General features: G+C 60.6%; 19 protein-coding genes. 7 read left to right on the plus strand and 12 right to left on the minus strand.

Annotation, left to right across the window (positions count from 1 at the left end; translation table 11 throughout):
* Window positions 1-4: 4 nt before the first annotated feature.
* Entirely contained in the window at window positions 5-1,465 is a 1,461-nt protein-coding gene (locus SLIT_RS15330; RefSeq protein WP_190272131.1) for a PAS domain-containing sensor histidine kinase, read from the minus strand.
* A gap of 199 nt (window positions 1,466-1,664) precedes the next feature.
* Here SLIT_RS15330 and SLIT_RS11070 point away from each other — a divergent pair, with 199 nt between their 5' ends.
* Complete coding sequence (locus SLIT_RS11070; protein WP_013030342.1) at window positions 1,665-2,699, plus strand: DUF535 family protein; 1,035 nt, start codon at window positions 1,665-1,667, stop codon at window positions 2,697-2,699.
* Here the strand turns inward: SLIT_RS11070 and thrC are convergent.
* From thrC to SLIT_RS11085, 3 genes are all read right to left on the minus strand, one after another.
* Window positions 2,627-4,060: a threonine synthase gene (gene thrC, locus SLIT_RS11075; protein WP_013030343.1), complete on the minus strand. Its 1,434-nt coding sequence runs from the start codon at window positions 4,058-4,060 to the stop codon at window positions 2,627-2,629. The two genes, SLIT_RS11070 and thrC, sit on opposite strands and share 73 nt — an antisense overlap.
* 142 nt (window positions 4,061-4,202) lie before the next feature.
* The gene (locus SLIT_RS11080; RefSeq protein ID WP_041421276.1) at window positions 4,203-5,516 is read right to left on the minus strand and encodes a homoserine dehydrogenase; all 1,314 of its coding nucleotides are present in this window, start codon (window positions 5,514-5,516) and stop codon (window positions 4,203-4,205) included.
* An 18-nt stretch (window positions 5,517-5,534) separates the two neighbouring features.
* The gene (locus tag SLIT_RS11085; protein ID WP_013030345.1) at window positions 5,535-6,785 is read right to left on the minus strand and encodes a pyridoxal phosphate-dependent aminotransferase; all 1,251 of its coding nucleotides are present in this window, start codon (window positions 6,783-6,785) and stop codon (window positions 5,535-5,537) included.
* Window positions 6,786-6,907: 122 nt separating this feature from the next.
* Between SLIT_RS11085 and SLIT_RS11090 the strand changes: the two genes are divergently transcribed.
* The 5 genes from SLIT_RS11090 (at window position 6,908) to queD (ending at window position 11,755) form a co-directional block, all read left to right on the plus strand.
* Complete coding sequence (locus SLIT_RS11090) at window positions 6,908-7,276, plus strand: Mth938-like domain-containing protein (RefSeq protein ID WP_013030346.1); 369 nt, start codon at window positions 6,908-6,910, stop codon at window positions 7,274-7,276.
* Between the two features lie 8 nt (window positions 7,277-7,284).
* Window positions 7,285-8,202, plus strand: coding sequence for an AAA family ATPase (locus SLIT_RS11095; protein ID WP_013030347.1), 918 nt, complete (start codon window positions 7,285-7,287; stop codon window positions 8,200-8,202).
* Between the two features lie 197 nt (window positions 8,203-8,399).
* Complete coding sequence (locus SLIT_RS11100; RefSeq protein ID WP_013030348.1) at window positions 8,400-9,353, plus strand: DUF58 domain-containing protein; 954 nt, start codon at window positions 8,400-8,402, stop codon at window positions 9,351-9,353.
* The gene (locus SLIT_RS11105; RefSeq protein ID WP_013030349.1) at window positions 9,350-11,284 is read left to right on the plus strand and encodes a transglutaminase TgpA family protein; all 1,935 of its coding nucleotides are present in this window, start codon (window positions 9,350-9,352) and stop codon (window positions 11,282-11,284) included. Before SLIT_RS11100 ends, SLIT_RS11105 begins: the two co-directional genes overlap by 4 nt.
* Before the next feature lie 30 nt (window positions 11,285-11,314).
* Window positions 11,315-11,755 carry a 6-carboxytetrahydropterin synthase QueD gene (gene queD / locus SLIT_RS11110; RefSeq protein ID WP_013030350.1) on the plus strand — a complete coding sequence of 147 codons (441 nt, stop codon included), beginning with the start codon at window positions 11,315-11,317 and terminating at the stop codon, window positions 11,753-11,755.
* Window positions 11,756-11,758: 3 nt separating this feature from the next.
* On the opposite strand, the gene SLIT_RS11115 is transcribed toward queD, so the two are convergent.
* The 8 genes from SLIT_RS11115 to SLIT_RS11150 all read right to left on the minus strand — a co-directional run bounded on the left by SLIT_RS11115 (window position 11,759) and on the right by SLIT_RS11150 (window position 20,874).
* Window positions 11,759-12,727 carry a diguanylate cyclase gene (locus tag SLIT_RS11115; RefSeq protein ID WP_013030351.1) on the minus strand — a complete coding sequence of 323 codons (969 nt, stop codon included), beginning with the start codon at window positions 12,725-12,727 and terminating at the stop codon, window positions 11,759-11,761.
* 80 nt (window positions 12,728-12,807) lie between these two features.
* Complete coding sequence (locus SLIT_RS15335) at window positions 12,808-16,050, minus strand: PAS domain S-box protein (RefSeq protein WP_013030352.1); 3,243 nt, start codon at window positions 16,048-16,050, stop codon at window positions 12,808-12,810.
* Window positions 16,047-16,784 (minus strand): uracil-DNA glycosylase, encoded by a 738-nt coding sequence (locus SLIT_RS11125; protein ID WP_013030353.1) that lies wholly within the window; start codon window positions 16,782-16,784, stop codon window positions 16,047-16,049. Before SLIT_RS11125 ends, SLIT_RS15335 begins: the two co-directional genes overlap by 4 nt.
* Window positions 16,781-17,218, minus strand: a complete 438-nt coding sequence (gene rimI, locus SLIT_RS11130) for a ribosomal protein S18-alanine N-acetyltransferase (protein WP_013030354.1) — start codon at window positions 17,216-17,218, stop codon at window positions 16,781-16,783. Before rimI ends, SLIT_RS11125 begins: the two co-directional genes overlap by 4 nt.
* Window positions 17,215-17,892, minus strand: a complete 678-nt coding sequence (gene tsaB / locus SLIT_RS11135) for a tRNA (adenosine(37)-N6)-threonylcarbamoyltransferase complex dimerization subunit type 1 TsaB (RefSeq protein ID WP_013030355.1) — start codon at window positions 17,890-17,892, stop codon at window positions 17,215-17,217. Before tsaB ends, rimI begins: the two co-directional genes overlap by 4 nt.
* Window positions 17,893-18,037: 145 nt before the next feature.
* Window positions 18,038-18,511, minus strand: a complete 474-nt coding sequence (gene ispF / locus SLIT_RS11140; protein WP_013030356.1) for a 2-C-methyl-D-erythritol 2,4-cyclodiphosphate synthase — start codon at window positions 18,509-18,511, stop codon at window positions 18,038-18,040.
* Window positions 18,512-18,513: 2 nt separating this feature from the next.
* Complete coding sequence (ispD, locus tag SLIT_RS11145; protein ID WP_013030357.1) at window positions 18,514-19,194, minus strand: 2-C-methyl-D-erythritol 4-phosphate cytidylyltransferase; 681 nt, start codon at window positions 19,192-19,194, stop codon at window positions 18,514-18,516.
* Between the two features lie 48 nt (window positions 19,195-19,242).
* A complete protein-coding gene (locus SLIT_RS11150; RefSeq protein ID WP_013030358.1) occupies window positions 19,243-20,874 on the minus strand; it encodes an HD domain-containing phosphohydrolase in 1,632 nt (543 codons plus the stop codon).
* A gap of 160 nt (window positions 20,875-21,034) precedes the next feature.
* Between SLIT_RS11150 and mfd the strand changes: the two genes are divergently transcribed.
* Window positions 21,035-24,607, plus strand: coding sequence for a transcription-repair coupling factor (mfd, locus tag SLIT_RS11155; RefSeq protein WP_013030359.1), 3,573 nt, complete (start codon window positions 21,035-21,037; stop codon window positions 24,605-24,607).
* Window positions 24,608-24,673: the final 66 nt, after the last annotated feature.

The following is a 24,673-nucleotide window of genomic DNA, read 5'->3' on the forward strand; positions in this document are numbered from 1 at the left end:
GTCTCTAATGTAGTACCGGCAGGGTCACTGCCACTCTCGTTCCGCCACTATCGCGCGCACCGACCTCGAGCGCCGCGCCGAGCAATTCCGCCCGATAACGCATCGTGCGCATGCCCAGACCGGCACTTTCGCTTGCCTTTGCGTCCGTTATGCCGCAACCATCGTCCAGGATCTCCACCATCATCCGGTTGGAGGGTGAATTCACGACCCTTAATTCGACATGTTTGGCATGCCCGTGCTTGACTGCGTTGCTGACGGCTTCCTGGGTGATACGGAACAGATTGATCGCAACATCGGAACCTTCGATCTGGCAACCCGGCTGGCAGTAAAAATCGCAATCTATGCGATAGATACCCTCTACATATCCGGCGAACTTTTCCATCATTCGGCACAGTCCCTTTTCACCCAATTCCGCCGGATACAAGCCATGCGCCAGTAAACGGGTCCGTGACATCGCCTCGTTCACCAGCATGGTGATCTTGGATGCGTCCCGCATCTCTTCGATGCCGGCATCCTTCAATTTCTGGAACAGGACTTCCGACATGAAGGCCACCCCCGTCAACAGCTGCCCCAGATCGTCGTGCAGTTCGCGACCGATACGCTGTTGCGTTTCTTCGCTGATGCTGAGCAGTTTGCGTTCCGCCACGCCGGCGCGCGCAAGTGCGACTGCCGTTTCCTTGTCGGCACGCTGCCGCGCATCCTCCGACTCCTTGTATGCCGAAATATCAGTGAACACCATGAGCATGTACGAGGTGTCTGCGCGCTTGATCTGCCGTATCGAAGTAGCGCACCACACGTCACGACCGGCAACCGTGCAGAGTTTTGCGGTGAATTTCCGCTCTTCGCCGGAGCGCATCGCTTCTCGTCCGGCCGCCAGCAACCTCTGCATAAACCAGGTTGCATCGTCTTTATAGTTCAAGCCATATAACCGATCCAAAGGACAACCGAGTATCCTCGCGGCTGCATAGTTGGCGATGAGGCACTCGCCATCATCCCTGAACACCATGATGCCGGAATCCGCATTGGTGATGATGGCCTCGTTCAGTTTCGACAGTTTGTCCAGCGCTTCTTCCGCATGCCTGCGTCCGCTAAGTTGCGCATTCATCAAATAACAGAACAGGGTATATATCGACAGGGTTGAGACGAACTGCCACTGCGCGTGCCACCAGAGTGCATCGTCCGGATAGAAACCGACCTTGATCAATGTCTTGCCGGTTGCCGCAACGAAAGCGAGGATGAACGAAAAACGCGCCCCCAGGTACTTGGCTGCAAAATACAGATTCAGCAGGTAAAAGATCCCCAGTGGAACCCACACGCCGGAGATCGAATAGGCATAAAACAGCAACGCCTGAATGGAAAGTATCCCCGCTGCCAGGTAAGTGCGCGGAAGGGAAAATAGTACTTGATCTATTCTTTTAACCAAGCCGTTACCGACTTTTGTAACCGTCAGGCTGCCAGTCATCATCGCTCCACATGCCCGGAAAACCGCCGAGCATCTCATCGGCGCGCATTTTGAACGAGCGAACGAAGCCTAGCAACTTCAACTAGTGGATTCCCTTATCCGGTGTTGCGGCAAGATACATTCCATTTCCAGCTACCCCCCTACAGCCCTCACTCGTCGGCATCGTTAACATTCGCGCACATCTTTCGATCACTGCGCAGATATGCCGACGACTCACCCAGAACATGTCCTTGCCAAATCGACACAGATCTTCCTCAGCCAATTCCAGCAATGCGGTTTCGTCTATGCATTCCGGAAGTTTCTGGCGATCACCTTTCTGCGCAAACTTTCCGCCCATATTGAAGTTGCCCATGCGCTTTCCCTGCCGCACACCAGAGAGTTGGCACGACAGCATCCAAGATCCGCTTTCAAATATCTGCGCAAATACCTGGCTCGTTCTTTTGATATCCATACACGCTCTGCCATCCTGTCCAACCATTATCGCTTCCTGAATAACTGGATCCGGCCGGACTTCATCGGCCGGATCTGCCGCGGAAAGATCATGCTCTGGGAGTGCACGACCGACGAACACCGCTATGGGATCAGCCTGAGTTACCCCAAGAACGAAGAGGGAGAACTGTTTCTGGAGTTCAGCGAAGATGATGCCGTCATCTTCACTCTGTCATTTACTTTTGCACCGGGGAAAGCATTGGGGCTGCGGGATAAGCAGGTCTCTTTCATTGGCAGGGTTCAAGGTGTCAACAACTGCTGGGAATCCATCAGGCGCGCCACCAAGTCGTGCCAGGATATTGCGCCCGCCACCTTGCTGCTCGATGCGGTCCGCGCAATTTCCTTATCGATGAACATAACGGGCATCGTCGGTGTCAGCGCCAGCAACCAGGTCTGTCTTTGCGGCAGCCGCAAAGGCACAGCGCTCTCTTCCTACGACGAATTCTGGGTGTCCGCTGGCGCCAGCGCGATCAACGACCTGGGATACTATCTGCCGACCATCACGGAAGAAAAACCGCTAAGCGAAATCAAGAACAATCACCGGTCTCGCGTCAAGCGCAAACGCCAATTCAGGAACGCACTGACAGAAAAGATAAGCACGGTGTTCGAAAGCCAGTGCACAGCCCCGACCTTGCAAGTAAGCTCATCCCGCCTCACCGGGATGAGGTTCGGGAATTACAGCGGTACGCTTGTAGCGATGAACGACTTGAGTTTCGCCACATCCGCATCCATCACTTCGCAGCGCTGAGGCAGATCCTCGATACCTTCCAGACCGGCAGGACGTTCCGGCTCGCACCCGAGCGCTTCCCGGATCGTTTCGGCGAACTTGGCCGGTAGCGCAGTCTCCAGGCAGATCAGCGGCAGGCTGGGGCGACGCTGTTCCAGACCGACTTTCAGGCCATCGGCGGTATGCGTATCCACCATCACGCCGTATTCCTGCCACACTTCGCGGATCGTCTTGAGGCGATCCTGGTGCGTGCTCTTGCCGGAAGCGAAGTCGAACTTCGGCAGATCGTTCCAGTATGAAGTGCCCTTGATGTCGAACGAGCCGCCCTTGTCCACCTTGCTCCAGAATTCGCGCACCTTGGCACCGTCGCGACCGACCAGGTCGAACACGAAGCGCTCGAAGTTGCTGGCCTTGCTGATATCCATCGACGGGCTGCTGGTCTCGTAGGTGTGGTCGGTACCGCGCGGACGGTACACGCCGGTGCGGAAAAACTCATCCAGCACGTCGTTTTCGTTGGTCGCCAGGATGAGTTGGCCGATGGGCAGGCCCATCATGCGCGCGATGTGGCCGGCGCAGATGTTGCCGAAGTTGCCGGACGGCACCGAGAACGCGACCTGCTCGTCGTTGGATTTCGTCGCGGCGAAATAGCCCTTGAAGTAATACACGATTTGCGCCGACACGCGCGCCCAGTTGATCGAGTTGACGGTGCCGATCTTGTATTTGGCCTTGAACGCGTGATCGTTGGACACCGCCTTCACCATGTCCTGCGCGTCGTCGAACATGCCGTTGATGGCGATGTTGTGGATGTTCGGGTCCTGCAGCGAGTACATCTGCGCGCGCTGAAACGCGGACATCTTGCCATTCGGCGACAGCATGAACACACGGATGCCGCGCTTGCCGCGCATGGCGTATTCGGCAGCGGAACCGGTGTCACCGGAAGTCGCACCCAAGATGTTCAGCTCTTCATGCTGCTTCGCCAACGCATATTCGAACAGGTTGCCGAGCAGCTGCATCGCCATGTCCTTGAACGCCAGCGTCGGGCCGTTGGAGAGTTCGAGGATGTAAACGTTATCGGCGAGTTTGCGCAGCGGGGTAATGTCGGCAGCGTTGCTGTCGCTGCGGCCGTTGCTGTAGACCTGCGCGGTATAGGTTTTGCTGACGATGGCCTTGAGGTCGGCCGCCGGGATGTCGGTGGCGAACTTGGACAAGACGGCAAAGGCCAGATCGGCATACGACAGCTTGCGCCAGGCATCCAGCTCGGCGCGCGTCACCTGCGGGTACTGCTCGGGCAGGTACAGGCCACCGTCCGGTGCCAGGCCGCCCAGCAGGATATCGGTGAAGGTCTTGGCGGGCGCGTTGCCGCGGGTGGAGATGTATTTCATCGTTCGCTCTCTTTAATCCGTCATTCCGGCGCAGGCCGGAATCCAGTGAAACATAGAATCCGGCGAAGCCGACAACTAGCATTTGTCCCGCTGCGCGGGACTATTGAATCAACTGGATTCCGGCCTGCGCCGGAATGACAGCCTATTTCCCCAGCTCTTCCAGTCGCAGCTTGGTCACCTTCCCTGCCACCACGCCCAAGGCTTCGATCTTGGTAATCGCCGCATTGATACGCTTCTCGCGCGTCTGGTGGGTCAGCATGATGAGGTCGGTCTGGTCTTCGCCTTCGCCCGGTTCCTTCTGGATCACGGCGTCGATGGATATCTGCTCGTCGGCCAGGATGCGCGTGATGTCGGCCAGCACGCCGGGTTTGTCCTGCACGCGCAGGCGCAGGTAATAACTGGTGATGACATCGTCCATCGGCAGCACCTTCAGATCAGCCATCGCGTTCGGCTGGAACGCCAAGTGCGGCACGCGGTTCTGCGGGTCGGAAGTCGCCATGCGTGTCACATCCACCAGGTCGGCGATCACCGCACTGGCGGTCGGTTCGGCACCGGCGCCCTTGCCGTAATACAAGGTCGCTCCAACGGCGTCGCCCTGCACCACCACCGCATTCATTGCGCCTTCGACATTGGCGATCAGACGCTTGGTCGGGATCAGCGTGGGATGCACGCGCAGCTCCACACCTTCCGCTGTGCGTTTGGTGATGCCCAGCAGTTTGATGCGGTAGCCGAGTTGTTCGGCGTACTTGATGTCGGTCGCATCGAGCTTGGAGATACCTTCGATGTAGGCTTTTTCGAACTGCATGGGGATGCCGAATGCCAGCGAAGCCAGGATAGTGATCTTGTGCGCCGCATCCACGCCTTCGATGTCGAAGGTCGGGTCGGCTTCGGCATAACCCAGACGCTGTGCTTCCTTCAGCACCGTGTCGAAGGAAAGGCCCTTGTCGCGCATCTCGGACAGGATGAAGTTGGTGGTGCCGTTGATGATCCCGGCGATCCATTCGATGCGGTTGGCGGAAAGTCCTTCGCGCAGCGCCTTGATGATGGGGATGCCGCCGGCCACTGCCGCCTCGAACGCGACCATCACGCCCTTGTCCTGCGCGGCCTTGAAGATCTCGTTGCCGTGCGTAGCCAGCAATGCCTTGTTGGCGGTGACCACATGCTTGCCATTCGCGATCGCTTTCAGCACGAGTTCCTTCGCCACGCCGTAACCGCCGATGAGTTCGACGACGATATCGACTTCCGGATCGGCCACCACGGAGAATGCATCGTCAGTGACCCGGCATTTGCCGCCGGTGACATTTCTGGCCAGGGCCAGATTCTTGTCTGCCACCACCGTGATACGGATGGGGCGACCGGCTCGGCGCGTGATCTCTTCTGCGTTGCGCTGCAGCACGGTGAAGGTACCGCCGCCGACTGTACCGATGCCCAACAGACCTACATTGATTGGTTTGATGCTCATGACTCTCTTTCGTTAATTGGTGCCGTGCTGCTTGCGATAGTTCTCGAGGAAACGTGCGATGCGTGCGATGGCTTCCGTCAGGTCGTCGGAATTGGGCAGGAACACCACACGGAAGTGGTCGGTATGCGGCCAGTTGAAACCGCTGCCCTGCACGATCAACACCTTCTCCTGTTCCAGCAGTTCGAGGATGAATTTCTGGTCGTCCTCGATCGGGTACATCCTGGGATCAAGCTTCGGAAACAGGTACAGCGCAGCCTTGGGCTTGACGCAGGTCACCCCGGGAATGGCAGTGAGCAGCTTCCAGGCGAGTTCGCGTTGCTTGTACAACCTGCCTCCGGGTGCGACCAGGTCATTGATGCTCTGGTAGCCGCCGAGCGCGGTCTGGATCGCGTATTGGCCCGGCACGTTGGAACACAGGCGCATCGAGGCGAGGATGTTCAACCCATCCAGATAGTCCTGCGCCGATTTCTTCGCACCGGAGACCACCATCCAGCCGGAGCGGTAACCGCAGGCGCGGTAGTTCTTGGACAAGCCGTTGAGTGTGACGAACAACACGTCGTCGGCCAGTGAAGCGATGGAAGTATGCGTCACCCCGTCATACAGCACCTTGTCGTAGATCTCGTCGGCGAAGATGATGAGGTTGTGCTCGCGCGCCAGTTGGATGATCTCTTTCAGTATTTCGTCCGAGTACACCGCACCGGTCGGATTGTTCGGGTTGATGACGACGATGGCGCGCGTGTTTTTCGTGATCTTGCTGCGCATGTCGGCCAGATCCGGATTCCATTCATTGGCCTCGTCGCAGATGTAATGGCGCGGCGTGCCGCCCGCCAGCGTGACCGCCGCCGTCCACAACGGATAGTCGGGCGCCGGCACCAGCACCTCGTCGCCCGGGTTGAGCAGGCCCTGCATGCACATGACGATGAGTTCGGAAGCGCCGTTGCCGATGTAGATGTCGTCGATGGTGACGCCCGCGATCTTCTTCAGCTGGGTGTAATGCATGATCGCCTTGCGCGCGGCGAACAGGCCCTTGGAATCCGAATAGCCGGACGAGTTCGGCAGGTTGAGGATCACGTCCTGCTGCACCTCTTCCGGCGCGTCAAAGCCGAACGGTGCCAGGTTGCCGATGTTCAGCTTGATGATGCGCTGCCCCTCTTCTTCCATCTGCTTGGAACGCGCCATCACCGGGCCGCGGATGTCATAGCAGACATTGGCCAGCTTGGCGGATTTCAATACGGGTTTGGGCGTGTCTTTTTCGGATTTCACGTGAGCGCTTCCTAATCTGCCGAACCTGCGCCAATGGTAGAATCATCGACATCAAGGCCAGGCGTTGCAAAGGTCGCGATTCTACCGCGCCGCCGCCATGTGCCGCAAATGGAGACACCGCTTTGTCACTGCAACTTCAAACAGACTCAGGCCAGAAACTGTTCACCGGGCACGGCGAAGGCTATGTCTCGGTCAATACCCATCGCTACCGGCAGCCCATCGTGGTGATGGCCGCAGAAGTCCGCACCGACTGGCCTGCCACGGACTTTGCCGCGCTGACTTCAGCGCATTTCGAGTATTTCCTCGCGCTTCAGCCGGAAGTGCTGCTGCTCGGCACCGGCGCCAGACAGCAGTTCGCCCATCCCGAGCTGTACCGGGAACTCATCAAGGCCCGCATCGGCATCGAATTCATGGATACCCCTGCCGCCTGCCGCACTTACAACATTCTCGTCGCCGAAGACCGCAAAGTGGTCGCAGCTGTCCTGATCTAAGGAGTCGTATGACCCACCCACTGCACAATGTCATCGCCCAGACCGAGCAGGTCATCCTCGGCAAGCCCCGCCAGATCAGGTTGGCGCTCACTTGCCTGCTGGCACGCGGGCATCTGTTGATCGAAGACCTGCCCGGCGTCGGCAAGACCATGCTGGCGCATGCACTGGCCAAGACGCTCGGCCTGCAGTTCCAGCGCATCCAGTTCACCAGCGACATGCTGCCCGCCGACATCCTCGGCGTCTCGATCTACCAGCGCGACAGCGGCGAATTCAAGTTCCACGCCGGCCCGATCTTCGCACAGATGATCCTCGCCGACGAAGTGAACCGCGCCACGCCCAAGACGCAAAGCGCACTGCTGGAAGCGATGGAAGAACACCAGGTCACCAGCGAGGGCGAGACGCGCCCGCTGCCGGTGCCGTTCTTCGTCATCGCCACACAGAACCCGACCAACCAGATCGGCACCTTCCCGCTGCCGGAATCCCAGCTCGACCGCTTCCTGATGCGCATCCAGCTAGGCTACCCGGACAAACAGGCAGAACGCGGACTGCTGGCCGGCGTCGAGCGCCGCGACCTCATTGCCAAGCTCACACCGCAAATGGAGATCGCCGAACTGATGGATCTGCAACAGCAGGTCAAACAGGTGTTCACCTCTCCGGCGCTGCTCGATTACGTGCAGGCCATCCTGCGTCACAGCCGCGAATCGGCCCGTTATGTGCACGGTCTGTCGCCGCGTGCCGGGCTTTCGCTGCTCGCCGCCGCCCGCGCCTGGGCGCTTCTTGATGGGCGTAATGCCGTCATTCCAGAGGACATCCAGGCGGTACTGCCGGGTGTGGCCAGCCATCGACTGCAGAGCGTACAGGACATCCAGGCCTCCGACGGCGACAAACTGGCGCGCGACCTGGTCGAGGCGGTCGCCATTCCCTGACGGGCAGGGCATTCAGCTGTCTTTGAATATGAAAATCGCCGCGCCCGTCCCCTCACCACAATCCCCTGGTAGAACTACTAGCCAATCGACTACGCCCGCAAGCGGGCAAGTCGCTGGTTATCCCGCTTGCGGGGAGAGCGAAGCGAGGGGGGCGGAGCCAGGCGATCGAACCGCTGCGCGGGACTCTCGTTAAAGCCGTGTTCACCACACTCAAACAAGGCTTCCGCAACTGGGCATTCCGCCGCGCTGTCGAAAGCGGCACGCTGGTGCTCAACCAGCGCCGCATCTACATCATCCCTTCCCGCCAGGGATTCGGCTTTGCCTTTGTGCTGGCGCTGATGCTGCTGGGCGACATCAACTACAACCTGAGCCTAGGTTATGTGCTCACCTTCCTGCTCGCCACGACGGCCGGCATGACCATGCTGCATGCATTCCGCAACATGGCGCAGCTGGAGATACGCGCCGGCCATGTCGACCCGGTGTTTGCCGGGGAGCAGGCCCGCTTCGTATTCCATTTCAACAATCCCGGCACACTGCCCCGTTACCAACTCCATCTGCATGACGACGATGGGCGCCACACAGTGTTCGACCTGGATGCGCAGCGCTCCACCCCTATCGAACTCGCCATCCCGTCGACGCAGCGCGGCTGGCTGGACAGCGGACGGCTGACGCTGTACACCCATTACCCGCTGGGGCTGTTCCATGCGTGGACGTATATCCATTTCGACGTGCGCTGCCTGGTCTACCCCAGACCTGCGGCGCCGCAGCCCCTGCCCGCCGCCTCCGTGCGGGATGGCACCGGCAAATACCTTGCCGCAGGCGACGAAGACTTCTCCGGCCTGCGCAACTATGTCGCGGGCGATGCGATGCCGCGCATCGCCTGGAAGGCACTGGCGCGCGAGCAAGGATTGCAGGTCAAGCAATTCTCCGCGCAACAAGGTCAGGAGCTGTGGCTGGACTGGTCGCTGCTGCCGAACATCGCGCAAGAGATGAAGCTGCAACTGCTTACGCGCTGGGTGCTGGATGCCGACGCGCAAGGACTGCTATACGGGCTGCGCCTGCCGGATAGCGAAATCGCTCCGCAACACAATGCCGGGCATCGAGCGGAATGTCTGCGCAGGCTGGCTTTGTATGGGCTGGTTGAAACATGAAGCTCTCCGCCCAACTCGTCTACGGCCTCATCGCCTGCATCCTGATGGTGAGCGCCCCGCACGCCGAGCACCTGCCGCTGTGGGTCAGCGCGGTCTGTGCGGCGTTGCTGGCCTGGCGCGGCTACCTGAACTACAGCGGCAACCCGCTGCCGGCGCGCTGGCTGCTGCTCGCCGTCACCGTCGCCTGCGTGCTGGCCATTGCCGTCAATTTCCACACCCTGTTCGGGCGCGAGGTCGGCGTCACGCTGCTGATCATGCTGGCCACGCTCAAGCTGCTTGAACTGCGTGCGGTACGCGACGTCACGATAGTGGTCTATCTTTCCTGCTTCATCATCATCACCAATTTCTTCTACTCGCAGAGCATCCCCACCGCGCTGTACATGCTGCTCACGCTGCTGGTCATCATGGCCACATGGGTGCACATGCAGACCGGCGCGCTCGCACTCAAACCGCGCCTGCGCATCGCCGGCATATTGCTGCTGCAGGCCATCCCGCTGTCGCTCATCATCTTCGTGCTGTTCCCGCGCGTACAGGGGCCGCTGTGGGGATTGCCGCAGGACGCCTATGCCAGCAGCGGCCTGACCGACCGGATGGCGCCGGGCAGCATGAGCAAGCTGTCGCTCTCCGATGCGGTGGCGTTCCGCGTCACCTTCAGCGGCAAGGTACCGACACGCGAACAGATGTACTGGCGCGGGCCGGTGTTATGGGACTTCGACGGCACGACCTGGACGCGCGGCCACAACGCCACCCTGCAACGCCCGACCCTCGCCGATGCCGGCATGCCCGTGGATTACACCGTGACGCTGGAGCCGCACAACAGGCGCTGGCTGTTCGCACTGGACATGCCGGCCAGGATCTCCATCCCTGCCGATTTCGCACCGGACTTCCAATTGCTCAACCGGACGCCGGTGAATGCGCGTATCCGCTATAACGCCACCTCGGAGCTCTCCTATCGCGCCAATCCCGGCGAGCCGCCGCAGCAATTGCGGCGCGCCCTCGCCCTGCCGCCAGGTTATGACCCGCAGGCCAGGAAACTTGCTGCAGACTGGCGCGCGCGCAGCGACAGTGATATCGCATTGATACGCACCGCGCTCAACTATTTCAACCAGAACGGTTTCGAATACACGCTGGAACCGCCGCTGCTCGGTTTCAATAGCGTGGACGATTTCCTGTTCAACTCGAAAAAAGGCTTCTGCGAACACTATGCCGGCAGCTTCGTTTTCCTGATGCGCGCGGCGGGGTTACCGGCACGCGTGGTGACCGGCTACCAGGGCGGCGAATACAACGAACTGGGCGGCTATTACATCCTGCGCCAGTCCGATGCGCATGCCTGGGCTGAGGTATGGCTGCAGGATCGCGGCTGGGTACGCATCGATCCCACTGCCGCCATCTCCCCGGCACGGATACAGAACGGCCTTAACGCCGCCTTGCCGAATGACGCAGCCTTGCCGTTCCTTGCCCGCACGCAATCGCCGTTGCTGCTCAAGCTGAGGTTCAACCTCGACGCTCTGACCAATCAGTGGAACCAGTGGGTGCTGGGCTACGACACCGAGCGTCAGTTCGCATTCCTGACCCGCCTGGGCATGGAAGACATCACCTGGCAGAAGCTGGCGATCGACATGCTGGCCGGCGTCGCCCTGCTCGTGGGCATCTTCACGCTGATCATGTTGCGCCGCCTGACCGCACACCAGATCGACGCGGTGCAGGCCGCATGGCTGAAGGTCTGCCGCAAACTGGGGAAGGCCGGACTACCGCGTGCGCCGCATGAAGGAGCGATGGATTATGCGGCGCGCATCGCCGCCATGCGTCCAGACATTGCGGAAGGCATCCGCGACATCGCCGCGCGTTACGCATCGCTGCGCTATGGCGGCGAGACCGAGCAGGAAGTGTTGGCAGCTTTCAGGACGGCGGTGCGAGCGTTCAAGCTATAATCCGCACCAATCCAACCGAAGCAAACCATCATGCAGATCACCCGAAGACTGGAATTCGATGCCGGACACCGCATCCCCAACCACAACAGCCAGTGCAAACACCTGCACGGACATCGTTACGCCATCGAGATCACCTTGTCCGGCGACATCATCACCACAGAGGGCGTTTCGGAACAGGGTATGGTGATGGATTTCTCGGACGTGAAGCGCATCGCCAAGGAACAGGTGGTGGACAAGTGGGATCACGCGTTCCTGGTCTATCGCAACGACAAGGTGGTGCTGGATTTCCTGGACACGCTGCCTGAGCACAAGACGGTGGTGATGGACGTCATCCCGACAGCCGAGAATCTGGCCAGGGTCGCATTCGACCTGCTGCGGGGAGCCTACCACGACACCTACGGCAACCATCTGCGCCTGGAGAGGGTGCGGCTTTTCGAGACGCCCAATAACTGGGCGGATCACACGCGCTGAACTTCAGACCTCGCCGTAATCCCCAACCACGACCCGATCGCGTCCTTCGACCTTGGCCTGATACAGGGCACGGTCCGCGGAGCGCAACAAGACATCCAGTGAAAAACCGCTCTTGGGCTCGACCGAAGCAATGCCGCAGCTGATGGTGACGCGCCGCGATGGCGTGGCATGCGGGATGCCGAGTTCGGCCACATGCTGGCGGACGTTCTCTGCCACCCATTTTGCGCCGTCGGCATCGGTCTCGCCCAGTACCAGCACGAACTCTTCGCCGCCATAGCGTGCTGCCAAGTCGGCTGCGCGCGGTGCTGCACGCGCCACCTGCCCGGCGACTGCACGCAGGCATTCGTCGCCGGCCTGGTGGCCGAACTGGTCGTTGAAGAGTTTGAAACTGTCGATATCCAGCATCACCAGCGCGAGCGGTTTCTTCATGCGTTCGCAACGGCGCCACTCGCGCAGCGACAACTCGTCGAACATGCGGCGATTCGCGATGCCGGTCAGGCCGTCGGTGGTGGAAAGGCGTTGCAGCTCCTTGTTGGCCGCATTCAACTGGTGGCTGACATCGACCAGCGAACGCTGCATCTCGATCAGCCTGCGCATGGCGCGCACTTTGGCATGCAACACCACCTCGCTGATCGGCTTCATCAGGTAATCGTCGCCGCCGACTTCGATGCCGCGCGCGAGGTCCTCGTCCTTGGTCATGCTGGTGAGGAAGATGATCGCCGTCCAGTCGTCTTTCTTCTCGGAGGAACGGATCTGCCTGGCGATCTCGAAGCCGTCGATATCGGGCAGCTGCGCGTCCAGCATGATGATATCGGGGCGTTCCTTGCGATAGATCTCGATGGCGGCGGCGCCCGTCTCGGCGGTCAAGGGTTGCTTGATATCCATGCGTTCGAGGAAATTGCACAGGACCTTCAGGGTGACTTTGCTGTCTTCCACGACCAGCACTTTGAGCGCGTCTGTTCTTTTTTTCATATGGCGGCGGTTGAGGTTTTGCCGCCATTATAAGGCCGAAATGCAAAATTACCGCCTTTTGTCAGTCACATAGCGTGAAATTATTCGTTCCCTTCGTGTGACTGTTCCATCAGCTCCGACTCCCAATGCGATTGCATCTCCGGGTCGTAGAAGCGCACATTATTGCGCCCGGCGTCCTTGGCCTGATACATCGCGGCATCGGCATACTTGAGCAATACATCCATGCTGTCGTCGTTGCCGTGATACAGGCTGATGCCGATGCTGGGCGAACAGCGATATTCGAGCTCTTTGAGCCGGTAGGGCCGGGACAAGGCATCGCGTATTTTCTCCGCCACCACGCCGGACTTGTGTGCGGCCTCTTCCCTGTCGCTGCTGATGCTTTCGAGCAGCACCACGAACTCGTCGCCGCCGAAACGCGCTACCGTATCGATCTCGCGCACGCATGCCTTGATGCGCGACGCCACTTCGACCAGCAGCAGATCGCCGTAATCGTGGCCGAACTTGTCGTTCAGCAGCTTGAAACGGTCCAGGTCGAGGAACAGGATGGAACCGAAATCGCCATAGCGCGCAGACGCTGCCAGCGCCGTATGGAATCGCTCCAGGAACAAACGACGATTGGGCAGCAGCGTCAACGGATCGTAGAAGGCCAGGTTGCGTATCTCATCCTCTGCCTTCTTGCGCTCGGTGATGTCGCTGAAGATGGAGACATACTGCGTCGTCTCGCCGCGATCGTTCTTCACCACGGTGATGTTCATCCATTTCGGATATATCTCGCCGCTCTTGCGCCTGTCCCATATCTCGCCCGCCCAGGTACCTGTCTCCAGGATCTGCTGCCACATCGCCGCATAGTATTCCCGGTCATGACGCCCGGAGCTCATGAAGCGCGGGTTCTTGCCCATTGCCTCTTCCGGGGTGTAGCCGGTGATATCGGTGAACGCCTTGTTGACGCGAATGATGTTGACCTGCGCATCGGTGATGAGGATCGCTTCGTGCGTTTCGAATGCCGCCGCGGCTATGCGCAACGCCTGTTCGGCCTGCTTGCGCTGGGTGATGTTGTGGCTGAACACGAAGAATTTCCCGGTTTCGACCAGGAAGGTGACCGCAACCTCCACATCGATCACGCGCCCATCCTTGCGCCTGTGCCTGGTCTCGAAGCGGCCATACCCCTGCGCCATGAGCTTTTCCATGTGAGCTTTGACAGCTTCCTCGCTCTCATTGGCCTCAAGCTCGCTGATATGCATGCCCACCAGTTCCTTCATCGTGTAACCGGACATCTTCACATAGGCCTCGTTCGCATCCTCCAGGAAGCCATTTGCATCGGCCATCCAGAAGCCGTCCATCGCCGTTTCGAGCACCAGCATATACCGCCGGTACACGGACAGCAGTTTCTTGCGCTCGGTGATGTCGCGGCTGGAAGCGAACATGTAACCCTTGCCGTCGATCTCCACGCCAGTGGCGCATATCTCGACATCCAGCAGGGTCCCGTCCTTGCGCTGATGCACGGTCTCGAACGTCTCGCTCTTGCCGATGCGCGACTGCATCCTTGACCGCAACTCCCCCGCAGAGAACTGTTTGTTCCAGTCAGTCACATGGAGATGCATCATTTCTTCGCGGGCATAGCCCAGCATGTTGCAGAAGGCTTCGTTGGCTTCGAGCAGATTGCCATCCACATCCATCACGTGGATCCCCTCCATCGAGTTGCGCATCAGCGCCTCGTTGCGCCGCAACATCGCTTCGCTCAAGCGGCTATCTTCACGCTGTTTCGAGATATCCAATCCCAGGCCGACCAGGATCGGCATCCCTTCGTGCATCACGCGCTTGCCGGTGAAATGAAATGGCGTCTTGCTGCCGTCCTTTGCGACCAGCTCCGCTTCCACCGACGCGTCACCCGCCTCGAACACCTGGCGTATCGCTTTCTCGATATTGACCTTGTCCTCGCCCTCGAAGAAGTCCAGCGGGTGGCTGGACGCCATCTCTTCCGGACTGCGTTGCACCACCTGCTCCAGGTTGTGGTTCCACATCATGAACCGCCCCTGGGCGTCGATCATGTAGAAGACACCGGGCAAAGCCTCGATCAGCGCCTTGCGAAACGTATTCTCCCGTTCGATCAGGTCGCTGCCCGACAATCTGTCCAGCATCATGTTCAACGCATCGGCAAGTTTGCCGATCTCTCCTTTGCCGGTTTCCGTCAGACGGATATCCCGATTCCCGGCGGCGATCTCTTTCGCTGCCGCGGTGATGCGCTTGAGCGGGGAAAAGGTATGACGCAGGATCAGCATGAACAGGCTGCTCACCAGCAACATCCCCAGCAGCGTATATGCCAGATTCGGCGGGGATATCGCATCGAACCGGTGTGCTTTCGAACTCGCCGGGAGATCGTTGGCCAGCAGCAGGAATCGCGACGGATCGCTGGGATCGAAGAACATGCGCTCGAACGCCAGGTATCCCCCCTTCCCGTCATTCATGGTCTGGACGGACTCGTCCTGCATGCTCTGGACTGCGAATGCCGGCTTCAACACCGGAAAGTCATCGGCAATATTCCCCCTGTTTCCTTCTGCCGGAACAGATGCCGGCCCAGCTTCAGGACGGAGCAGATAATGCCCGTATTGATCGGAGACATAACTCCGGACATCAGCTTGCAACCCATTTGACACCAGATCAAACAGCGAACGCACATCCTTGTTGATCACCACCATGCCGAACACGTTCCCGTTCGCATCGAACACGGTCGTCACTGCATACAAGGTCGGACGATGAGGTTCCTCGACCTTGCCATGCTCCTGATTGAGCGTGAACTCGGACAGATGCACACGACCGGCAGTCAGCACCAGACCCGCCTTGAAGAATGCCTGGTCGCCTTTTGCCTGCAACGCCTCGCGGGGAATCACTTCGATACGGCCACCGCTGTTGTCGACGCGCACCAATTCCCTGCCCTCGCCTGCCGCAGCGATGTAGCTCAATTGGTGATATTCCGGATGCGCCTGCAGAAAAGCGGCAAATATCTCCTGCAGACGTTCCTGCCAGACTGCCATGCTCGTCTTGTCGCGCAGGTCGATGCCGCCATTCGCGCTGGCACGCACGATGCCGGAGATCGGTGGCACTGAAGCAAGGAACAGCAAGTCCTTGCGTAGCGCACTGATGGACTGTGCCAGACGAGCCTGCTCCAGATGAATATCCGTTTTCAGATCGGCACTACGCTCGCTGAGGTAGCTCTCCTGATCCCGTTTCATGTCCTGGTTTATCCACAGCAATCCGCCGGCCACCACGAACAGCAATGCCCATAGAGTGATACGCGTGGACAGGCCGATATCTCCGAATCTCACGGCAGCATCCTCTGTCGGGCGAAGCACAGGTCCTGCCAGGCCTTGGCTTTCTCGGCCGGACTGCGCAGCAGATAAGCGGGGTGATAGGTGACGATAAGCGGCGTACCGTGGTAGTCATGCACGGTGCCGCGCAGCGAGCCGAGCGTTGCATCGCGCCCGAGCAAAGACGTCGCCGCGGTCTTGCCCAGCGCCACGATGAGTTTGGGCTTGATCAGTTCGATCTGCTGCTGCAGATACGGCATGCAGGTGGCGATCTCGTCCGGCTCCGGCGTGCGGTTGTTGGGCGGGCGGCATTTGACGATATTGGCGATGTAGACCTTATCGCCGCGCTTCAGCCTGAGCGCCGCCAGCATGTTGTCGAGCAGCTTGCCGGCCTGCCCCACGAACGGTTCGCCTTGAGCATCTTCGTCTGCACCCGGCCCCTCGCCGACGAACAGCCATTCAGCCTTTTCGTCGCCCACGCCGAACACGGTCTGCGTGCAGCCGGAGCGCAGTTTGCAGGCGCTGCAGTCGCGCACCACCCGCTTGAGGTCGGTCCAATTCAATGTTGACGCCGGGGGGGGCTCAGTCTGTTGCCGCAACATCGGCTGCTCGGCAACCGGTAAAGCTGGTTGCGACGTCTCGGCATGAGCTGCGGGCAAAGACGCAACATCGGCCTCTGCAGGTACGCCGCGCCGCACCCATAACGGGTAAAGATTGAGTTCGCGCAGAACGGTCTCGTCTCGAATATTCACAGCTCTCGCCCCATCAGGATCGCATCTTCGCGCCCATTCTCCGCCTGATAGTAGTCCCGGCGCAATCCGATATCGGAGAATCCGGCCTGGCGGTACAACGCGATCGCCGCCGCATTGGATGCCCGCACTTCCAGCACGACACGGCGCATGCCCTGCCGGCGCGCCACGGCCATCATCTCGTCCAGCAATCTGCGCCCCCAGCCATGGCGCTGGTGCTGCGCGGCGATCGCGATATCGAGCAGTTCGGCTTCGTCCACGGCCAGCATCAGCACCGCATACCCCAATATGTCGTGCTTGTCCTCATAGATCTTGCACACATACTTGCTGCGCAAGGCATCGCTGAAGTTTCCCTGCGTCCATGGATGGGTGTGAACCTCGCGTTCGATGCGCAGCACCGCATCCAGATCGGCTCCGGTCATGTCGCGCAGGATCATGATGCCCGTTCGCTGGTCTTCAATGCGACCTTGTCGCGCAGATAGAGCGGCAAAGCCTGTGCGGCATCCAGCGCATTCCCCTTGACGAATTCGCCTGCTGCCAGTGCAGCGACTGCACTGGCCAGCGGCGCGGCACTGCCATCCACTCCCGCCAACTGTTGGCCGTAATGCGCCTGCAGCACACCAGTGTTCACTGCAAACCCGCTGCCTGCACCGAACCAGCCGTTTCCTGCAACATCCGGGGCCATGTCCGCTTTGCACAGGCAGGGTTCGATCACTGTCAGCCAGCTGCCATCGCGTTTCTCATAAGCGGCGAGATACAGCTCGCCCATGCGCGCATCCAGCGCCGCGATGACCTTGTCGCGGCCGGACGCCTGCGCCAATGCCTGCAACGTGCAAACGCCGACCACGCCCACATCGGCACCCAATGCCAATCCCTGGGCTACGCCGCAGGCGATGCGCACGCCGGTAAAGGAGCCCGGGCCTTCGCCGAACGCGATGCCGTCGACCTGGCCGATCCTGATGCCTGCATCCTTGAGCACTCCATCCAGCATCGCCATCAGCACTTCGGAATGTTTCTGCCCGACCAGTTCGCAGCGTTCGCTCACCGTGCCATCCTGCCACAGCGCGACCGAGCAATACTCGGTGGAAGTCTCTACCGCCAGGATGCGCATGTGGAAACCTCTGGCAATCGTAGCGAGCAATTCGAGAGCAAGGCGCACGGAGCGCAGCGACCGAAACATACCTGTGGGTAGGCGAGGGAGTGAGCACCGCGCAACGCCGCTATCGAATTGCGCAGTAGATTGAAAGAGGTTTCCATCAGGCCACCAGCAACAACGCCACCGCCTGCGCCGCGATGCCTTCGCCGCGGCCGGTATAGCCGAGATGTTCGGTGGTGGTGGCCTTCACGTTCACGGCGTGGTGCGCGATGCCGAGGTCGGCGGCGATGTTGGTGACCATCTGCGGGATGTGCGGCGCCATCTTCGGCGCTTGCGCGATGATGGTGGCGTCCACGTTGCCGATGCGATAACCGGCGGCCTCGATCTTCTTCGCCACGTCGCGCAACAGCAGGCGGCTGTCGATGTCCTTGTATTTCGCATCGGTGTCGGCGAAGTGTTTGCCGATATCGCCCAGCGCCGCCGCCCCCAGCAATGCGTCGCAGATCGCATGCAGCAGCACGTCCGCATCGGAATGACCGAGCAGGCCTTTGCTGAACGGAATATCCACTCCTCCAATGATCAGCTTGCGTCCCGCCACCAGTTGGTGAACGTCGAAACCTTGTCCGATACGCATGGTCATTTTCCTTGTTGAAGCAACAGTTCGGCCAGCACGATGTCCTGCGGATAGGTCACCTTGAAGTTGCTGGTGTCGCTGGCCACCAGTTTCGGTTGCAGCCCCAGCGCTTCGATGGCTCCGGCATCGTCGGTGATGTTGCTGGAACGGGCCAATGCTTCCGCCAGCAATCCGGCACGAAACATCTGCGGCGTCTGCGCCTGCCACAATCCTTCGCGCGGCTCGGTATGGGCGATGCGCTGCTGGGCGTCGGCACGCTTCAGGGTATCCGCCACCGGCACCGCCAGAATGCCGCCCACCGGATCGTCGCGCAGTTCGGCGATCATGCGCGCCAGCAGGTGCGCACTCAGGCAAGGCCGTGCCGCATCGTGCACCAGCACCCAGTCGTCCGGCTCCAGCTCGGATGCCAGCAGGCCGTTCTCCACGCTCTCGGCTCGCGTCTTGCCGCCGCAATACAGCGGTGCCAGCTTGTCCTTGCAATGCGACCAGTCGTAGCGCGCGAAATACTCGTCTTCCGGCGCCAGCACCACGAACACGGTCTTGATATTGGAATTGGCACAAAGGGTGGAAAGCGCGTGCCAGATCATCGGCCGGCCGGCCAGATCGAGATATTGCTTGGGCAACTCGTTGCCCATGCGTGCGCCGAAACCGGCGGCGGGGACTAAAGCGTAGAAATCGGACATGGGCAGGAGTTTACCAAACTCCCGCAATCCGAACGCGGGATTGAGCGATCAGGCGAACGCGAATCCCGCCTCGATCACCTGGCAGCAGGCATCGACCACCAGCGCATCATAGCTCACACCGCGGTTGGCAACGATCTCTTCCAGTGCTGCCTGCATACCCAGTCCGGGGCGATAGGGACGGTAGGAAGCCATGGCTTCAACCACATCGGCCACCGCGATGATGCGCGTTTCGAGCAGTATCTCCTCGCCCTTCAACCCGTCCGGATAGCCGGAGCCATCCTGCCGTTCATGATGAGAGCGCACCATCTGCGCGATGGGCCAGGGGAAATCGACGTCCTTGAGAATCTCATAGCCGACTCCCGGGTGCCGTTTGATCAAGTTGAACTCGGTACCGTCAAGCGTCCCGGGCTTGCTCAGGATCTCCGCCGGCACGCCGATCTTGCCGACATCGTGCACCGTCCCGGCGAGGCGGATGCCGTGGATGCGTTCCGGTGCCAGCCCCATGCGGGTGGCGATCGCTACGGCAAGCTGCGCCACGCGCCGCTGATGTCCTGCAGTGTAGGGGTCGCGCATCTCCACAGTTGCTGCGATCGCCTGGATCGCATCTTCCAGTCCCTTGCGCAGTTGCGCAGCACTGCGCAGATTGATGATGCCGTAAGCGAGATCGCTGGCAAGTTCGCGCAGCAGGCGGATCTCCTCTTCGTCGAAGGCATTCGTTTCGGCGGCATCGATGGTGATGGCGCCAAAAGCATGCCCCTCGCTATCCATCAGCGGCAACGCAAGTATGGAGGCACACTTGCACGCGATCGCTTCCGCGCGCCAGGGGGCAAAGCGCGGATCCGTATAGGCATCCTTTACCTCCTGCAGTTCGCCGCTGCGGATGGCCGCGCCTGTCGGCCCGCGCCCGAACTCGTCATCAGCCCAGGTGTGACGCAGGTTCGCAAAGGTATCCGCCGCGACCCCATACTGCGCCATGGGACGCACCGACTTTTGCTCATCCTGCTGGGCATAGCCGACCCAGGCGACCTGATAGCCGCCGATCTTGACCACCACGCGGCACATTTCCCGCAGCAGCATGGTCTCGTCCTTGGCCCGCACCAGGACCTCATTGCCCGAGCTCAGCGTCGTCAGCACACGATTGGCCTTGCGCAGGCTTTCCAGGGCTGCATCGCGCTCGGTGATCAGCCCTGCGCTATAGGCATCAAATTGCCGGCATAGCAGTATCGCCTTGGCCAGATTCGCCATCACCGGCTGGAAGATGCGCGTGAACGGCAGCTCGCTTTCCGGAAGGTTTTGCCCAAGCAACAGGATCACGCCATTGCCATCGATGGGGAGGCGCAGAAAAACAGAATAAGAATTCCCCCCGCCATGCAGCGATCCAAGCAAGTCCGGGTCCTTGCGCAACTCGGGGCCGCCGCGCAGCAATGCCGAGGGCAGCGTCAATATGCGACCGACGCTTTCGACCAGCTCGAAGTCCCCGACAACCGCCTCAAGGCGGGCTTCGACTGACGCCGCACCGGTTGCGGGCGGCAGATCGAGGAACACCAGGCCCGCCGGGAACGATGTATGGTAAAGCAGCTGCTGCAAGGTTTTGGTCAACAGCGGCTTCACGCTCACCTCGCCACCGATGGCCAGGGTGATCTCGTAAAGCACAGTCAGGATTTGCTGTTCGTTGCGCATGGCTCACTTCGTTCCGGTAGTACGCAACCAGAATATGATCATGCGACGGATGATAGCCCCATTGGTCGGGAATTCCCATGGGCCGGCGCAACCATTGGGCGCTGTCATCAGCGCCCAATGTCGAGAGTATAATGCGCGCCTTTGTTTCAGGTTGTCCGCCGTGCTTTTCTCGTCCAAACATTCCCGTCCGCGCTATTCGAACCTGCAGGGTTCGTCCGACGCACTGGCCCTGGCGCAATACGCCGTACAACACTCTCCGCTGGTGATCATCGCCGCCAATGCGCTGGAGGCGCAGCGACTGGTGGAAGAAATCCCGTTTTTCGACCCCAAGCTCAGGGTTCATTTATTACCCGACTGGGAAACGCTGCCTTACGATCACTTCTCGCCGCACCAGGACCTGATCTCAGAGCGCTTGGCCACGCTGCACCATATCCGCAGCATCGGGCAACAAACCGCCCGCCCCTCTCCTCAATCCTCTCCCGCAAGCGGGAGAGGAAGCGAACGAGAGAATCAATCTTCAACCTCCGCCTGCGATGTCATCGTGGTGCCGATAACCACTGCGCTGTACCCGCTGCCGCCGGTTTCATACTTGGCCGCCTACACCTTCTTCCTGAAAAAGGGCGAACGCCTCGACCTCGACGCCTTCCGCCAGCAAATGACGCTGGCCGGCTACAACCACGTGCAGCAGGTACTCACCCCCGGCGAATACTGCGTGCGCGGCGGCATCATCGACCTGTTCGCCATGGGCAGCGTGCTGCCCTACCGCATCGACCTGTTCGACGACGAGATCGAGACCATCGCCACTTTCGACGTCGATACCCAGCGCACCCTGTATCCGGTACCGGAGATACGCCTGCTGCCCGCGCGCGAGTTTCCGCTGGACGAGAAAGGCCAGGCCACCTTCCGCCAGAACTTCCGCGACCGCTTCGAGGGCGACCCGTCCAAATCCCGCATCTACAAGGATGTGAGCAAGGGCATCGCCCCGGCGGGCATCGAGTACTACCTGCCGCTGTTCTTCGACCAGACCGCGACGCTGTTCGACTACCTGCCGAAGATCGCCACACTGTGCCTGCATCACAACGTGGACGAGGCTATCACCAGTTTCGGCAAGGATGCCGCCTCGCGTTACAACCTGCTGCGCGGCGACCCGCAGCATCCGCTGCTGGAGACGAAGGAGCTATTCCTGGATGGGGAGCAGTTCTTCATCCGGGCGAAAGAGTTCGCGCGGATAGATGTGATTGCCGCGAGCGCTCCCTCACCCCTAGCCCCTCTCCCAGAGGGCGAGGGGAATTTAAGCTCCCTCTCCCCCGGGGAGGGGGTTGGGGTGAGGGAAGACTCTAAAAACACCACCCGCTGCTCGACCGCCGCAATCCCACCCATCGCCGTGGATCGCCGCGCCGAAGTCCCCACGCAGAAGTTCGCCGACTTCCTGCGTGCTTATGCCGGACGCGTGCTGCTGCTCGCCGAAAGCCTCGGCCGCCGCGAGATCATGTCCGGCTACCTGAAGGAATACGGCCTCACGCCTGCCGTGTGCGAAGACTATGCTTCATTCCTCGCCGGCCAAGACAAGTTCATGCTCGGCGTCGGCCCGGTGCAGATCGGCTTCAGCCTTCCGGATGAACAGCTCGCCATCGTCACCGAGACCGAACTCTATGCCGCGCAACCCAGAAGCAGAGCCAATCGCGCCGCCAGGAAGAGCAACGTCGAAGGCATGCTGCGCGACCTGTCCGAACTCAAGCCGGGCGACCCGGTGGTGCACGAGCAGCACGGCATCGCGCGCTACCGGGGGCTGGTGAACCTCGACCTCGGCGAAGGCGAGAACGAGTTCCTGCTGCTGGAATATGCGGGCGAGGATAAACTGTACGTGCCGGTCTCACAGCTGCACGTGATCAGCCGTTACAGCGGCGGCGCGGCGGAAGCCGCACCGCTGCACAAGCTGGGCAGCGGTGCGTGGGACAAGGCCAAGCGCCGCGCCATGCAGCAGGTGCGCGACACCGCCGCCGAACTGCTCAACATCTATGCCCAGCGCGCCACGCGCAAGGGCCATGCGTTCAAGCTCACCTACCACGACTATGAGGCGTTCGCCGCCGGCTTCGGCTTCGAGGAGACCGCCGACCAGGCCGCCGCCATCGAAGCCGTGCTGCTCGACCTGCAATCGGGAAAACCGATGGACCGCCTCATTTGCGGCGATGTCGGTTTCGGCAAGACCGAGGTCGCGTTGCGTGCCGCCTTCGTTGCGGCCAGCGAAGGCAAGCAGGTAGCGGTACTGGTACCGACTACGCTGCTGGCCGAACAGCATTTCCAGAACTTCTCCACCCGTTTCGCCGACTGGCCGATCAGGATCGCCGAACTGTCGCGCTTCCGCTCGGCCAAAGAGGTGACGCAGGCACTGAAGGACTTGGCGGACGGCAAACTGGACATCGTCATCGGAACGCACAAGCTGATCCAGAAGGACGTGAAGTTCCACAACCTCGGCCTGGTCATCCTGGACGAGGAACACCGCTTCGGCGTACAGCAGAAAGAAAAACTGAAGGCATTGCGCGCCGAGGTCGACGTGCTCACGCTCACCGCCACGCCGATCCCGCGCACGCTGGCGATGTCGCTGGAAGGCCTGCGTGACTTCTCGGTGATCGCCACTGCGCCGCAGCGCCGCCTTTCCATCAAGACCTTCGTCAGCGGCTTCAGCCAGGGTGTGATCCGCGAAGCCGTGCTGCGCGAACTCAAGCGCGGCGGACAGGTGTACTTCCTGCACAACGAGGTCGACACCATCGCCAACATGCTGGAGAAGCTGGAGACGCTGCTGCCGGAAGCGCGCATCCGCGTGGCCCACGGCCAGATGGGCGAACGCGACCTGGAAGCGGTGATGCGCGACTTCCACCACCAGCGCTTCAACGTATTGCTGTGCTCCACCATCATCGAAACCGGCATCGACGTGCCCACCGCCAACACCATCATCATGAACCGCGCCGATCGCTTCGGCCTCGCGCAACTGCACCAGCTGCGCGGCCGCGTCGGTCGTTCGCACCACCAGGCCTATGCCTACCTGCTGGTGGACAGCATGGACGGCCTCACTGCACAGGCGAAAAAACGCCTCGAAGCGATCCAGGCCATGGAACAACTGGGCAGCGGCTTCTTCCTCGCCATGCACGACCTGGAGATACGCGGTGCCGGCGAAGTGCTGGGCGAATCGCAGAGCGGCGAGATGCAGGAGATCGGTTTCAGTTTGTATAACGACATGCTCGCTGCCGCCATCGCTTCGCTCAAGCAAGGCAAAGAACCAGACATGACACACCCGCTGGGCGTGACCACCGAGATCAACCTGCACACGCCCGCATTGCTGCCCAACGACTACTGCGGCGACATCCACCAGCGCCTGATCATCTACAAGCGGCTGGCGAACTGCGACACACAGGAAGACCTGGACGACATGCAGCAGGAACTCATCGACCGCTTCGGCCTGCTGCCCGAACCCGCGCAGACCCTGCTCGACAGCCACCGCCTGCGCATCCTCGCCAAGCCGCTCGGCATCAGCAAGGTGGACGCTTCAAGTGAAGCCATCGTGATCCAGTTCGTGCCGAACCCGCCCATCGACCCGATGAAGGTCATCACCATGATCCAGAGCAAGCGGCATATCAAGATGGCGGGGCAGGACAAGCTGCGAATCGAGTTGAAGTATGGGGATCTGCAGCAGCGGGTGTTGGCGGTCAGGAATTTCTTTGGGGAATTGAAGTAAGTATTCAGCCCGTTCGGGCTGAGCCTGTCGAAGTATGAACGTTCCGCAAAACCAACACCGCCGGGG

The organism is Sideroxydans lithotrophicus ES-1, from assembly GCF_000025705.1.
Lineage (GTDB): Bacteria > Pseudomonadota > Gammaproteobacteria > Burkholderiales > Gallionellaceae > Sideroxyarcus > Sideroxyarcus lithotrophicus.